The following is a 14,190-nucleotide window of genomic DNA, read 5'->3' as shown; positions in this document are numbered from 1 at the left end:
GAGATGCATGCATCGACGAACCTTCCTAACTAGATTGGGAATTGCGGGTGGCGCGGCACTCTCCGGAACAGCCATAACCGCGGCGGAAACCTCCGATGGCAGAGAGACGATTCAGCCGCTGGCGTTCGACTCGACGGCGAGCATCCTCAACGCCGAGGGCGAACCACTGATCGACGACTCGCTCGTCGCGGTGTGGGCCGAATCGACGGCCTACAACGGCGACGAGGACGGAAACGGCGACGCCGTCTCCTACCCCGAGGAGACCTCGATTCCGCTCGTCGCGACCACGGGAACCCTCGTCGGGTTCGGCGCGCCGATGGCACAGAACGATGCCGATTTCAATGCTGGGAACGAGGAGTTCCTCCTCAACGTCCTGGACGCGAAGCTGGACGGGGAGGGGATTGTCCTCTGGGACGAGGGTCACGGCCAGTTCCACGAGCTTACACTCTCGAATCACAGCTCGTTCGAGCAGTACGCCGAGAACGCGGGATACGACCTCCAGGCGACGACTGACCTCCTCGGCGGGGCTTCGCTTACGTTTCCCTCGACGGCAAGCCAGGTCGCCCCCGACGGCGGGGCGTTGACCGACCCCTCGACGGTCATGGTCCGGGCTGAGCCCACGGCAGCGAACGTGGACAACGCCGGCGACGCGGCGTCCTACATCTACGGCGACGACGAGGAGATTCCGCTGGTCTCGACCGACGGCGACGTCGTCGGCTTCGGGACGCCGGAGCTGATCGCTGACGGCGAGCTAGACGGTACCAACAATGAGTTCGCGCTCTCGCTTCTCACAGAGACGATCGACGACGGCGGGACAGTCCTCTGGGACGACGCTCACGACACCTACTACAACTCCTCGAGGTTCGCCTCGTTCGCGGACATCGTCGAGAGCGAGGGCTACGAGTTCGAGGCGACCACCGAGTCGCTCGTCGCGGGGTCGGGCGAGAACCCCGACACCGACGGGGGCGTGCTTTCGGCCGATCCAGCGACTGCAGGCGAGCCCTCGGTCCACACCTGGACGCTCGAGGACGTTTCCTTCGGCAAGTCGGGCGCCGACGGCGACGAGGTCGATACGATCACCGTCGCGTACGAGTCGGCGAGCCTCGACGGGCTGAGCCAGGACGACGTCACGGTGACGATGACTCGAACTCTTTCGGGCGGCGCGGACGAAAGCGAGATTAGCGTCAACCAGGGGAGCTACGGCGGATCGTCGGCGACGTTCGACCTCTCCGGGCGATACCAGACCGACGTCGCGGGTCCCGTCGTCGTCGAGATCGACGGCGTCGAGAACCCCACGGCGAGCGAGGTCGCGACGATCACCCTCGCCGGTGACGCCGAACCTGTCACGGTCGAGGCCGATTTGGCAGTCGGCGACGAGAGTAGCGCCCCGACCGGCCCCGCGATCGACGAACTGGAGTTCTTCTCGACGGCGAGTCTCGTCAGTGCCGACGAGACCCCCCTCATCGACGACTCGGTCGTCGCGGTGTGGGCCGAGTCGACCGCAGAGAACGTCGACGAAGGCGGCGACGGCCTCGTCTCCTACCCCGCGGACGTCGACATCCCGCTGGTCGCCGCAGACGGCGGCGTGGTCGGCATCGGTGCCGACCTGGCGACCGACGACAGCGACCTCGATGCGAACCGGGAGTTCCTCGTCAACGCGTGGACCGACCGACTCGGCGAGAGCGGGTCGGTGGTCTTCGACGAGAGCCACGGCCAGGCGCTCTCGCTCAGCGACTACTCCGAACTCGTCTCCCACGCCGAGGGACGCGGGTTCGACGTGACCGCGAGCGGCGACCTCGCGGCCGACCTCTCGGAGGCCGACCTCGCGATGGTGACGACGCCCGGCGAGCCGTTTTCGAGTGCTGATCTCGACGCGCTTTCCGAGTTTGTCGACTCCGGCGGCGTCATCTTCGTCCACGACGAAGCCGACTACGGCGGTCACTCGACGGCGGAGCTAAACGAGATTACGGCTGCGCTCGAGGCAGAGTTCCGGTTCAACTCGGACCAGGTCGTCGACGAGGAACACAGCACCTGGGCTCCCTTCGTTCTCCGGACGACGAACTTCAACGACTCGTTCGGCTTCTTCGGGAGCGACGGTTCGGACCCGGGCGCCGGTGACTCTCCGCTCGAGGGCGTGGACCTCCTCGCGATCCCCTCGCCGGCAGAGCCATACACGGACGCCGAACTCGCTGCCGTTACCGATCACATAGCCGACGGCGGGAACGTGTTCCTGTTCGACGAGTCCGAGTTCACGAACGAGGAGACCGCGAACCTGAACGCGATCGCCGAGAGCCTCGATCTCTCCTTCCGGTTCAACGCGGACCAGGTCGAGGATCAAGAGAACAACGCTGGCGCCCCATACGTCCCGACAACGTCGAACGTCAACGAGGCATTCTCCGTCTTCGACGGCCTCGGCTCGCCGGCGCTTTCGGACGCCGATGGCCTCGTCGTCGCCTCGCCGACCGTCGCGTTTTCGGGTGCTGAACTCGACTCGCTCTCCTCGTTCGTCGATTCGGGTGGCGCGGTTTTCCTGTTCGACCAGTCGGACTACGGCGACTACGACGAGACCGCGAACCTGAACGAAATCGCGACGGCGATCGACGCGCCGTTCCGGTTCAACGACGATCAGGTCTACGACGACCAGAACAACGCCTACGCGGACTTCGTTCCGACGACCGAGAACTTCAACGACAACTTCGAGTACTTCCACGAGCGCGAGGGTCTCGGCCTCGAACTCGATCGCGACGAAACCTACCAGGTCGAGATTGTCTCGGTCACCGACGGCGACACCATCGACGTGGCGTTCGAGGACGGCCGGGAGCGATCCATCCGCACGCTCGGCTTCGACACGCCCGAGACAGGGAGCGCGACAAGCACCGAACGCGCCGAAGAGTGGGAGGGCATCGACTCCTACAGCTACCTCGAAGCGGCCGGCGAAGCCGCGACCGCGTTCGCCCAGGGAGAGCTCTCGCCGGGCGACACGGTCGATCTCACTTTCGACGCAATCGAACCCGTCCGCGACCAGTACGGACGCATCCTCGGCTACCTCACCTACGATGCCTCCGGCGACGGCAGCCGCGATACTCTGTACAACCGCCGGGTCGTCGAGGCGGGCCACGCCCGGGTATACGGCTCCGGATTCGCTCGCCACGACGAGTTCCTCGCCGCGGAGTTCGCGGCCCGCGACGCTGGTCTTGCGGTCTGGTCCGAAAGCGACCCCTTCGCCTCCTCACCGATTCGAGACCGACCCGTCGAGGAACTGTTCTTCCCGAACCCGGCAGCTATCGTCACCGAGTCGGGCCCCCTCGCCTCGAATCGCGTCCCGGCGTTTGCGGCCCCGACCGCGGGACGAAGCGGCGTCGAGACGACCTACGAAGGCGACGTTCCCCTGGCCGGCGTCGACTACGACGCCCGGTTAGCGTATCTCGGCGCACCGATCGTAGACGAGACCTACGAAGCTGCCGAGGGGTACCCGGTCGACACGTCGGGCTACGATAACTTCGCGTTCGTGACCGAACTCGTCAACGACCTGAGCGATCGTGAGGACGGCCCGATTCTGATCGAGGGTGGCCACGGCCAGTTCAACCTGGGCTACTCGCTATCGAACGAGGACGCGGCGTACTACCAGCGCTACCTCGAAGGCCAGGGCATCCTCTTCGAACAGGTGAACGACGTGACGACGGCGGCCTCCGCCGATCGACTGGCCGACGCGCGCGCACTCGTCGTCACGACCCCCGCGACGGCGTTCACCGAAGACGAACTCGCTGCCGTCGCGTCGTTCGCGGTGGCAGGCGGCACGGTTGTCCTCATGGGGAGTGCGAACGCACCCGCCGCCCAACGCGAGTACCTCGACGACATTGCTGCAGGGATAGGCTCCGATCTGCGGCTCGGCGCAGGATCGGTCACCGACACCGAGTCAAACCTCAATGATGAGCCATCGATTCCGGTAACGACCAACCTCAACGAGACGGAGACGCCCCCGGACGAACCGCCGATTGCACGTATCAACCCCGACACGACCGAGGTCACGATTGGCGAACGGCTCAGCTTCGGCGTCGAGGATACGTCGGGCAACGAACGGTGGATCGATTCCTTAGAATGGGACCTGGGCGACGGCACCACCGCGACGGGATGGTGGACGGACCACCGCTACGACGACCCCGGCGAGTACACCGTGACCCTGACCGCCACCGATAATACGGGAACAGAGACCACTGATACCATCACGGTTACCGTCGAGGATCTGACGGAGCCGATCGCACGTCTCGCCCCAAGCACGACCGACGCGTCTGTCGATGAGCGCGTTACGTTCCAGGTCGAGGACACGTCGGGTAACGAGCGCTGGATCGACTCCCTGGCGTGGTCCTTCGGCGACGGAACGACAGCTGAGGGCTGGTGGAACGCCCACCGCTACGACGAACCCGGCGAGTACACCGTGACACTGACCGCAACCGACAACACGGGAGCGAAAACGACCGACACCGTCACTATCGCGGTCGAATAGCCGTCGGCATCCCTGGCCGTGTCATAAATCCCTCTCAGGGTTTTCACCTCAACTGTACGAAAAGCGGCCCGTTGAACGGTCTCACCAGGCGATCTGTCAGTGGGTGCGTTGGCTGGCTGACAGCGTTCTGGACCCTCCGTGGGTGGAGTCCTCGAGGGTCGCGGTTGATGAGACCGCTATCAAAATAAGCGGCGACTGGTAGTGGGGTTTCTCTGCAATAGAACTCGACTCTCGCTTGTTCCTAGATGTCGCAGTCTTTGGTCGACGAGGTACCGATCCAGCCGCTGCGTTTCTGCATCGATTGATCAAGAAACACGAACTCTCCGACGTCGTGTTTCTCGTTGATGGCTACGGGTATCTGGTTGCACTCTCTCGATTATAGAGTTGATCGGCCAGTTCGACTTCCTCAAGTGACACCTAGTCAAAAATTGGTTTCACACATTGAATATGCGGGTTGACAGCTTTCTCGATTCGTGTGTGAGAAGTCGGGCGAGCGTCGTAGTGTGTATTGATTAGTTTTCACAATACTGAAACACACAACGACCACCCCAGTCACTCAACGGACAGACGTCAGAGAAAGTGTTAAACCAGGCAGTGACCGTATCGTTATTACCTGTTGTACGCAATGATTCGTCTGATGGTAGATTTTGTGAAGCAGGAGGCGTCGTTGTCCGAGGAGGACAGACTCGTGCTAGAGTCGGTCCGCAAGTTCGAAACTGGCGAGTTTGAGTACATCGACGAACACTGGATTGAGGGGAATTTCACCGACATAATCTCGGAACCGGGCGAGATGGGTTTCTACGCGCCGAACCTCGATGGGCACGGCTCACCGAACATCTCGGAAACTGCCCACGGCCTGCTGATGCAGGACCTTGAGGCGTGTGACTCGGGTCTGCGGTTAATCGCCTCCGTCCAGGACGCGTTCAAAACGTATCCCATCTATGCTTTCGGTTCTGAAGGTCAGAAGGACCGCCGGCCACGGAAGTTGGGTTCTGGACAGGCCGTTGGCTGCTTCGGCCTCACTGAACCTGAGTGTGGCCCGAACCCAACGGTCCTGGAGACCGCCTACACCTCCGAGGGCACCCACGAGATTCACACCCTGATTCTCGGGGAAGATCTAACGGGAATCACGGCCTACCAGTGAGACGATGACGGGAGAAGCACGCGATCCCGAGAGTGAATCGGGGCCGCTCGATAATGTGACTGTCCTTGACGCCTCGCGGGTCCTGGTCGGCCCGTTCTGTACCATGCAACTCGGCGACCTAGGCGCCGACGTCATCAAGGTCGAGCGGCCGAGCGGTGGCGACCAGACCCGCCACTGGCACCCACCGACGTATGGTGACAGCGATGAGAGTGCCTACTACGTGAGTATCAACCGGAACAAGCGCTCGATCGCGCTCAACCTCGCTTCCAAGGAGGGCCAGAGCGTGTTCCGCGAGCTGGCAGCCGAGGCCGACGTCCTCGTCGAGAACTTCCGCGTTGGGAAAATGGACGAGTGGGGCCTCGGCTACGACAACCTCCGCAAGCACAATCCCGACCTCGTCTACTGCTCGCTGTCAGGGTACGGAGAGTGGGGACCGGAAAAGGATCGGCCAGCATATGATATCATCATACAGGCCGAGGGTGGACTGATGAGTATCACTGGTGAGGAGGATGGAATGCCGGTCCGGGTCGGGGTCGCGCTTGCCGATATCAGCGCGGGGATGTACGCGACGCAGGCCATCCTCGCGGCGTTGCTGGAACGTGAACTCGGCGATGGAACGGGCCAGAAAATCGACGTGAGCCTGCTCGACAGCCAAGTCGCCTGGATGACCTACATGGCCTCGAACTACTTTGCGACCGGCGACTCACCAGTTCGAATGGGGAGCAAACATCCTACGATCGTCCCGTACCAAGCGTTCGAGACGAGCGACGGCTACGTCGCCGTTGCGGTGGCGTCCGAGAACATCTGGCCGAACTTCTGCCGGGCGCTCGACCGAGGGGACCTCGTCGACGACACCCGTTTCGAGACGAATACTGATCGGGTGACCAACAGAGACGAACTGGACGCGCTCCTCGCCGACGAGTTCGCGGCGTACGAGACCGACGAGGTCATCGAAATCCTTCGCAATCACGACGTTCCCGCAAGTACGGTCCGCAACATGGCCGAGGTGTTCGACAGCCCGCAGGTAGAGGCCCGGGGCATGCGGACGTCGATCAACCATCCGACGGCTGGCGAGATTAAGATGCCTGGCAGTCCGATGCACTTCTCACGGACCCCAACGGATGTCCGTCAGCATCCGCCGCTGCTCGGCGAGCACACGGCCGAAGTACTCGGCGAGTTTGGCTACTCTCGCGCCGAGATAGATCAACTTGTTGCGGCCGACGCCATCGCACCACTATCAGAAAGGTCATAGATATGAAGTGATCGTTGGGCAAGACGACTCCGGTGTCGATTCAGTCGGACGCACGTGACGGATATTCAACTCAGGAGATCAAGCGCTTCGCGGTAGGATTTCTCCAGGGAATCCGCAGACAGTGAAGCGAAACAACGGCATAGTCGGCGAACCCGCCGCCGTGTGAGGGGCAGTTCCGATCCAGGAGTCGGTGATAGTCACTCCGTGAGGCCGAGACCCGAGTGCAGCGTCTCCTCGTCGTAGTCCCGGAGAATACCGATATCGACGTTCTCCTTGATCACCGAGATCGCGAATTTGGAACTCGTCCGTCGAATTTCGTCGATCGATTCGTACTCTGAAACCAGCCGCTCGACCATGTCCCGCGAGGTTAGTCGCGAGATCACGATGAAGTCCGTATCGCCCATCGTGAAATACACCTGGTTGACCCCCTCAATGTCGGAGAGTTTGCGACCAACCGTCTCGTGGTAGCCCTCCTCGAATTCGGCCCAAACTTCCGAGATAACGGTGATCTTGAGCCCGATCCCCTCTCGATCGAGTTCGAACAGATCGTTCTTGATTACGCCGTTTTCCCGCATGCTCTGGATTCGGTAGTGGACCGTCGATTTCGGAATCCCCGTCGCTTCGTGTACCTCCTCGTTACTAGCCGTCTCACACTCTGCGATGGCGAATAGGATCTCGAAATCCCGCTCGTCCAGGAGTTGAGTCATTGCTTACAGGTATTCCGTCGCGTATATTTGAGTGTAGTGGTTCCGTCGATGGAATCGTTCGGTGAAACCAGTTTCAGGTGTTTATGTTACCCGGCATCACTGTTTCAGGGGTCTCGGTTCCGGCTGCCCGAGAATGGGTTGAACCTGACAAGTATGTCTTTCAAACAGGTATATTATACGTCTGACAGTGTTCTGACTTCGTGTGTATCACGTCGGAGCGAGACCATCCTGGTGAGGTGGGATCTGCAGGTATCGACTTCCTCCCAGACAATCATCGTATCAACTGCTGCCACGAGACACCCACGGACGGAACGAAGCATAGTTGCGACAGCAGCTCCGGTTTGCAACCGTTCACCGATCAAAACACCCTAGCTCACGAATGCCGAACGGACGGCGGGCTCTCGAACGCTGATCGGGCGTGTGCTTCGGTACATTGTCGATCAGCTATTGTGATTTCCGTGACATGCTCCCACGACTGAAGTCGTGGGCTTCCCACGCCCGCCAACGGGCGGTTCGTTGGTCTCTTCGGCTTTCCAGTCCGACGAACTGGTGGGAGTGCCACGCCCCCGTTACTCCTATCCCGCGAGGGATTCGGAGGTACCTGGTTGTTTTGTGTCGGTCTGCGTCCTCGAGGGCTTACGTTTTGATGAGGCAAACACCGAGTCAACTGCCAGTTTTCGGGGTGTCAAACCGAAACGGGAAACCGTTCCGTCGACAATCGAATATACGCGCGTGGGGCACTCAAGCCTTCCGGTTTCGGCGTTTGCAAACTGTGCGGCGATTCATCCCACGACTGAAGTCGTGGGTTTTCTCGCCTAACCTGTATAATAAACAACTATTCGGTATTTCTGACCAGTACCCATGTCAGTGATCGGAACCCGATAGCCGGTTCGGATCACTCGGCGAACATGCGTTCGATCAGGGTGACGAGGAGGTACGCCGCCAGCGTTTGGGTCGATCGGGTCGGATCGTACTCGGGGGCGACCTCCATCAGGTCGGCGGCACCGACTTCTTCGTGCGTTCCGAGCAATTCAACGATCCTGAGTGCCTGCTGACTGGTGAGTCCCGCTGGTTCGGGCGTCCCTGTACCAGGTGCGACGCTCGGATCGACGGCATCAATATCGAAGGTTACGTAGACGGCGTCTGTGCCCTCGGCCGCGCGATCGATCGCGTCGGTGAGGACGTCGCTGATTCCACGTTCGGTCACGTCGCGCATTGTGTAGAGATTCAGCCCGCTCTCGTCGACGAACTCGAAGAAGTCCGGCGACTCGTAACCTCGGATGCCGATCTGGCTGACGTTTTCGTAGTCGCCGTACTCGGACTCCGCGATCAGCCGCGTCGACGACCCGTGAAAGCGTTCGCCGAAAATCGGACTCCCGTTGGCGGTGTCGGTGTGAGCGTCAATCTGGACGAGACCGACACGATCAGCGTCGATCCCCTCAGCAAAGCCCCGGAACGCCGGATACGTACAGTAATGATCGCCACCAATCAACAGCGGAAACGCCCGTTCAGCGATCGTCGCGGCGTGAGCAGTGATACTCTCGGTGGTCGCCCCTATATCCTGCGGAAAGACTGGGACGTCACCGCAGTCGGCGACAGTCACGTTACCGAAATCCACCTGGGCCCGGGTGTTCATGTTCGTCAGCCCGCCCTTGTAGCCCGAGAGGTACGCCCACCAGGTACTCGCCTCGCGAACGGCGTTCGGACCGTAGCGGGCACCAGGTCTGTTGCTGGCAGCTGCGTCGAAGGGGGCGCCGTACACCACGACGTCGGCGTCGTCTATATCCTCAATGTCGCGCGACTCCCCCTTGAGAAACGTCTGCCGGCCGGCGTAGGCGAGTTCGGCGTTGGTTCCCTCGTGTCGCTCCAGGAACGAACTGGCGGGCGATTGATCGTCAGTCACCGTCTGGCACCTCCGGATGGGCAGGTCGTGCGTTCATGCGCGTCCGTCACGTTTGATCGGGAGTTATCATCCATGTTCTGATTACGGCAACTCGACCGCTGTGACATCCAGTGCGGTCACTCACGCGGCAATCGTCTCGTCGACGTCCGAGAGCGTTTCGTCGGGGACGACGCCGTCATGCCACCCACGAGCGTCGTAGTACTCGTCGAGTGCCCGATCGAAATCAGGCAGTTCGTACGGGAGGACGTCGTCAGAGCGATCAAAGCCGCGCTGGTTGTTGAAGTGGCGTTCGAGCGTCACGATTCGATCGCCGACGGCGAGCAACTCGTCGAACGGCACACCGAACAGCGCTTCGTATCGCTCCGGACTCATGTAGTCCCTGGAAAACTTGCAGACGATTCCGGCGTCGTTGAACGCCATGAGGTTCTCCCGGCGGACGAGTCGTTCTGCTTTGCCGACCGTCCCTGTGGGTTCCAGGGCCTCGTCCTCGGGAACGAGCGGATACTCAACCGAATAGAAGGTGGCGTACATATGGTCGGCCCCGCGGTTTGCCACTGCGTACGACAGCCCCTGTCCGTGGAGGATCCGCCCTTCATGGGCGGCGAAGTCCATCCCCTTGACCGACCAGTTCTCGACGCCCAGATCGGCGTGAACGCGATCGATCCCCTCCGCCAGGTCGTCGCCGACCCCCTCGCGGAGGGCAATCTTCTCGACGAGGTCGTGGATCAACTCCTCGTTGCCGAACTCGTCTTCGGCGGCGAGATACGCCGCGACCGTATTCCCCGCAGAGATGGCGTCGAGTCCGTAGCGATCGCACAGTTCGTTGCTCTTCATCACGTCAACGATGTCGTCGATTCCGGAGTTCGAGCCAAAGGCCATCGCGACCTCGAACTCCGGGCCCTCCGTTTCGACTCCCGACTCCTCGTCCCGGGTCGGCAGTTTGCAGGCAAACGCGCACGCCGAGCAGGTCCCCTTCTTGTACTTCTTCTCTTCGACGGCGGCTCCGTTAATCCCGTCTGCTCCCTCGAACTGGCGCTCAGAGAAGTAATACGAAGGAAGCCCCTCCATCTCGTTCGCCAGGTCCATCACCGAGACCGTCCCCTGGCGTTTCATGATGTGGTCGTCGGTCGCGGCCTCGCGGTGGATCTCCATTTGCGTCGCCGGAATCTCGACGTCGGGAGTCGACTCGCCGCCGAAGGTGACGGCTTTGACGTTCTTCGAGCCCAGCACCGCGCCGAGTCCACCACGTCCAAACGCCCGCTCCTCGGACGTCATAATCGACGCGAATCGAACCCGGTTTTCGCCCGCTGGTCCGACGACGGCCGTCTGATCTACCGTGATTTCACGTTCGGATTCGAGGTACGACGTCGTCTCCGGCACGGTCGCCCCTTCGAGTTCCGGCACGGATTCGAACTCCACTTCGTCGTCGCGAATGTGGACGACGACGAGTTCGTCGCTCGCACCGGTCAGTTCGACGGCCCCGTAGCCCGTGTCGGCGAAGTTTCGGGACATGAATCCCCCCGCGTTGCTCGAGAGCAGGCCGTCGGTCAACGGGGAAAGGCTGGTGCAGTTCATCCGACCGGTAAAACTCATGTTCGAGACCTGCATTGGTCCAGTAGTGAACACGAGACGGTTCTCCGGGCCGAAGGGATCCGCGTCGAACGGGATGCGCTCGTGTGCAAGACGCGTCCCGACCCCGCGTCCCCCAACGTACCGCCGGGAGATCGGTTCGATGTCAGTCGCCGTCGTCGATTGATCGCTGACGTCAATCGTCAGTAACGGGCCTCGACTATGGAGCATGTACGAAAAGCGTCGCCGATCGATATTAAAGGTTAGCACACGGAATTGACTCTAGTTTCGATACAGCCCTCATCAACGAACGGTATCTTAGATAGGTCGTTTTAATAGAACATGATTTAGTATTGATGATCATGTCTGAATAGGCAGCGAACTCGTCTCTCGAAACCGGCTACGACGATTATCTGAGGCCCATCTGAAAGTCACTGGACGTGCCGATCGAACGAGCATCGGGTTGTATGCTCGAGGCCTTCGACAGTAGCGAGTACATCGACGTTTTCTCGGGGATTTCGGTGACGAACGTTAGTCACGGGAACGACGACGTCGTCGAAGCCGCGACAGAACAGGTGGAAACGTTCGTTCACGGGTGTTCGTACGTCCACCCGAACGAGCGGGTGAACACCCTCGCCGAGACCGTCGGCGACGTAACGCCGGGTTTACTCCGGAATCGTTCTTCTGTGACTCCGGAACCGAAGCCGTCGAGGGTGCCATCACGCTTGCGCGGAAGTGTACCGGATCGACGGAGGTCGTCGCCCTCGAGATGGGGTTTCACGGACGGACGCTCGGTGCATTCACCGCTTTCGAAGAGATCGCAAACGCGTTCGAGCCCGAAGACCACCTCTCGACGTTCGGGAGTTCCAAGTACGGCGGGGGACGATCAGAGCAGGAAACCGACCGTCCTCGTGTCCCTAATGGGGCGATCGTCGACCCGTCGAGACGGTACCCGGTTCGTGATCAACTCGCTGGGTATCCAGTATAAACGCTTCCACTATCCGGACGGCTCCAGCGGCAGTTGGAGTTCGCGAAGTAACGTCTCGAGCGCGAAGTCGTTGAGCGGGCGGTTTTCGTCTTTGATCGTTTTGATCGTGAATATCGAACTGGTCCGGTTGACCTCGTCGATCGCTTCAAACTGTCTGACGACGCGTTCGATCATATCACGGCTGGGAAGCCGCGAGATCAACACGAAGTCAGTGTCGCCCATCGTGAAGTACACCTGATTGACGCCCTCGATCTCCCGTAATTTCTCACCGACCTGATCGTGATACTCCTCGTCGTAGTCGGCCCAGACCTCGGTGATCACCGTGATGTCCAGTCCGAGTTTTTCGAGGTCGAGGTCGAACAGATCGTTCGTCACCATTCCCTCCTCCCGAAGGCTATCCAGTCGATAATGGACGGTGGACTTCGGAATGTCGGTTTCAGCCGCGATTTGCTCCGCACTCCCCGTTTCTAGTTTTGCGATCGATTTGAGGATTCGAATGTCTTTGGTGTCCATGACTGAGTACGCTATGTGAGCTAATTTGCCTATCGAATTCTATCTACTTTACTGTACTGTTGGATACGCTCACGACGGCGCCGGTCGCACCGTGGGAGGAACGTCGCCCTACGCTACCCACAATGCTGGTGACGAACCAAGTGCCCAGCCGACTGCCGCGCAGTCGCATCCGACGCGACGGTCGCTGAATATTACAAGTGTACAGATGTAAATGCATGCATTCACCGCCCATGATTAGAACATGAGCCAAGATTCTAAATAGTTTTTGGACTGGGTCCAGCTAACGTCAGTTAAACAAGGTCACCGGCCGCAGGACTCCCCCTGTCGAGCAATCGAGCGCCAGCAGTAATGGTGGCTGATACCGAACAAAAAGCACGCCCAAATCGGCTGAATCCGGGGGATCCATCGTGTGAAATCGATTTCCTGGAGCCTGCCGGACGAAATATGATTCCGTGAGACTGGCGTCCGAACTGTGCGTCCGAGCAACTTACCGCGCGGAACGCGGTTCACCGAGTCCGAGGAGATCGAATTCGGTTCCGTTTCCGTGTGCCGTCGCTGCGTGGTAGGCAATGTGTGCGGTTGCGACGTCCTGGATTGCCAGCCCGGTGCTATCGAAGACCGTAATGCCATCGTCGCTCGTTCGCCCCTCCGCGGCGCCGACCACGATCTCGCCAATGTCAGCGTAAATATCGTCGTCCGTAATCGCGCCTGTCGTGTACGGGACGTTGATCTCTCCGGAGTGGGTCGTCTGGGCATGATCGTCGATCGCAAGTTTTGCTTCGCGGATCACGTCAGCGGTTAGTTCCTGTTTCCCCTCCGCGTCGGCACCCATCGCGTTGACGTGCGTGTGTTCGCCAAGGTCGTCCAGATCGACGATAGGTTCCCTGACCGGTGTGACCGTCGACAGGACGTCACACGACGCGGCGTCGGCGACGGCTCCCGAGCGGACGTCGAATCGATCGTCAAAGTGGTCGATGAACCGCCGGACACGATCATCGTCGAGGTCGCTGACGACGATTTCCCGGATCGGTCGGACGGCAGCGATCGCCTCAACCTGCGTGTATGACTGGATTCCCGCACCGACGATGCCGAGCGTCGAGGCGTCCTCAACGGCGAGCTCGTCGGTCGCGACCGCCGCGGCCGCGCCGGTACGTTTCATGGTCAGTTCAGTTCCGTCCATAATGCTCAAGGGCAGCGCAGTCTCGGGATCGGAGTAGATCATCGTCCCCATCACTGTCGGCAAGTCGTGGTCCGTCGGATTGTCCGGGTGGACGTTGACCCACTTGATCCCAGCGGCCTCCCAGTCACCGGCATCCAGGTACGCGGGCATGGCGCGGAAATCTCCGTTGTACTGATCGAGATCGACGTACGACTTCGGCGGCATCAGCGCTGTCCCTCGTTCGTACGCGGCGAAGGCGTCTCGAACGGCCGGAATTACGTCGTCCATCGTCGCGTTCTCTCGAACGTCCTCGCTCGAAAGTAGTAACGTCTCCATACACCGAATCGAGTATCAGAACATTATAGTTCAGATTGTGCCGGCAATATTGTCTCGTATTCTATTTCAGCCCGTTTATCTAAATTCTGTCCAATATACGGGTTCGCACACCGGT

The 14,190-nt window shown here is 60.5% G+C and carries 8 protein-coding genes and 3 pseudogenes; 5 read left to right on the top strand and 6 right to left on the bottom strand.

Annotated features, from left to right (window positions below; genetic code table 11):
- The first annotated feature begins 7 nt into the window (after window positions 1-7).
- From NGM15_RS17615 to NGM15_RS17600, 4 genes and pseudogenes are all read left to right on the top strand, one after another.
- On the top strand, window positions 8-4,504 hold the full coding sequence (locus NGM15_RS17615; protein ID WP_253438362.1) for a PKD domain-containing protein: 4,497 nt from the start codon (window positions 8-10) through the stop codon (window positions 4,502-4,504).
- Between the two features lie 70 nt (window positions 4,505-4,574).
- Window positions 4,575-5,035, top strand: a pseudogene (locus tag NGM15_RS17610) (DDE-type integrase/transposase/recombinase); the annotation flags it as partial.
- 106 nt (window positions 5,036-5,141) lie between these two features.
- Window positions 5,142-5,648, top strand: a complete 507-nt coding sequence (locus NGM15_RS17605; RefSeq protein WP_253438359.1) for an acyl-CoA dehydrogenase family protein — start codon at window positions 5,142-5,144, stop codon at window positions 5,646-5,648.
- A gap of 4 nt (window positions 5,649-5,652) precedes the next feature.
- Complete coding sequence (locus tag NGM15_RS17600; RefSeq protein ID WP_253438356.1) at window positions 5,653-6,900, top strand: CaiB/BaiF CoA transferase family protein; 1,248 nt, start codon at window positions 5,653-5,655, stop codon at window positions 6,898-6,900.
- A gap of 68 nt (window positions 6,901-6,968) precedes the next feature.
- On the opposite strand, the pseudogene NGM15_RS17595 reads toward NGM15_RS17600, so the two are convergent.
- The 4 genes and pseudogenes from NGM15_RS17595 to NGM15_RS17580 all read right to left on the bottom strand — a co-directional run.
- Window positions 6,969-7,069: pseudogene (locus NGM15_RS17595) on the bottom strand (IS5/IS1182 family transposase); the annotation flags it as partial.
- 28 nt (window positions 7,070-7,097) lie between these two features.
- Complete coding sequence (locus NGM15_RS17590; RefSeq protein ID WP_253438353.1) at window positions 7,098-7,607, bottom strand: Lrp/AsnC family transcriptional regulator; 510 nt, start codon at window positions 7,605-7,607, stop codon at window positions 7,098-7,100.
- Between the two features lie 895 nt (window positions 7,608-8,502).
- Window positions 8,503-9,510 carry an agmatinase gene (gene speB / locus NGM15_RS17585; protein ID WP_253438350.1) on the bottom strand — a complete coding sequence of 336 codons (1,008 nt, stop codon included), beginning with the start codon at window positions 9,508-9,510 and terminating at the stop codon, window positions 8,503-8,505.
- A 120-nt stretch (window positions 9,511-9,630) separates the two neighbouring features.
- Window positions 9,631-11,310 (bottom strand): aldehyde ferredoxin oxidoreductase family protein, encoded by a 1,680-nt coding sequence (locus NGM15_RS17580; RefSeq protein ID WP_253439027.1) that lies wholly within the window; start codon window positions 11,308-11,310, stop codon window positions 9,631-9,633.
- 182 nt (window positions 11,311-11,492) lie between these two features.
- Between NGM15_RS17580 and NGM15_RS17575 the strand changes: the two are divergent.
- Window positions 11,493-11,878, top strand: a pseudogene (locus tag NGM15_RS17575) (aminotransferase class III-fold pyridoxal phosphate-dependent enzyme); the annotation flags it as partial.
- Between the two features lie 198 nt (window positions 11,879-12,076).
- Here NGM15_RS17575 and NGM15_RS17570 read toward each other — a convergent pair.
- Both NGM15_RS17570 and NGM15_RS17565 read right to left on the bottom strand, forming a co-directional pair.
- Window positions 12,077-12,580: an Lrp/AsnC family transcriptional regulator gene (locus tag NGM15_RS17570; protein ID WP_253439024.1), complete on the bottom strand. Its 504-nt coding sequence runs from the start codon at window positions 12,578-12,580 to the stop codon at window positions 12,077-12,079.
- A gap of 487 nt (window positions 12,581-13,067) precedes the next feature.
- Entirely contained in the window at window positions 13,068-14,075 is a 1,008-nt protein-coding gene (locus tag NGM15_RS17565; RefSeq protein ID WP_253439021.1) for an ornithine cyclodeaminase family protein, read from the bottom strand.
- Window positions 14,076-14,190: the final 115 nt, after the last annotated feature.

This window comes from Natronosalvus halobius (assembly GCF_024138145.1).
In the GTDB taxonomy this organism is placed as follows: Archaea; Halobacteriota; Halobacteria; order Halobacteriales; family Natrialbaceae; genus Natronosalvus; species Natronosalvus halobius.
This window is presented reverse-complemented; position numbering and strand designations above follow the sequence as displayed.

Excerpts from the sequence above, each read along its gene's own strand:
- NGM15_RS17615 (WP_253438362.1), top strand. The coding sequence starts at position 8 with ATGCATCGACGAACCTTCCTAACTAGATTGGGAATTGCGGGTGGCGCG.
- NGM15_RS17605 (WP_253438359.1), top strand. The coding sequence starts at position 5,142 with ATGGTAGATTTTGTGAAGCAGGAGGCGTCGTTGTCCGAGGAGGACAGA.
- NGM15_RS17600 (WP_253438356.1), top strand. The coding sequence starts at position 5,653 with ATGACGGGAGAAGCACGCGATCCCGAGAGTGAATCGGGGCCGCTCGAT.
- NGM15_RS17590 (WP_253438353.1), bottom strand. The coding sequence starts at position 7,607 with ATGACTCAACTCCTGGACGAGCGGGATTTCGAGATCCTATTCGCCATC.
- NGM15_RS17580 (WP_253439027.1), bottom strand. The coding sequence starts at position 11,310 with ATGCTCCATAGTCGAGGCCCGTTACTGACGATTGACGTCAGCGATCAA.
- NGM15_RS17570 (WP_253439024.1), bottom strand. The coding sequence starts at position 12,580 with ATGGACACCAAAGACATTCGAATCCTCAAATCGATCGCAAAACTAGAA.
- NGM15_RS17565 (WP_253439021.1), bottom strand. The coding sequence starts at position 14,075 with ATGGAGACGTTACTACTTTCGAGCGAGGACGTTCGAGAGAACGCGACG.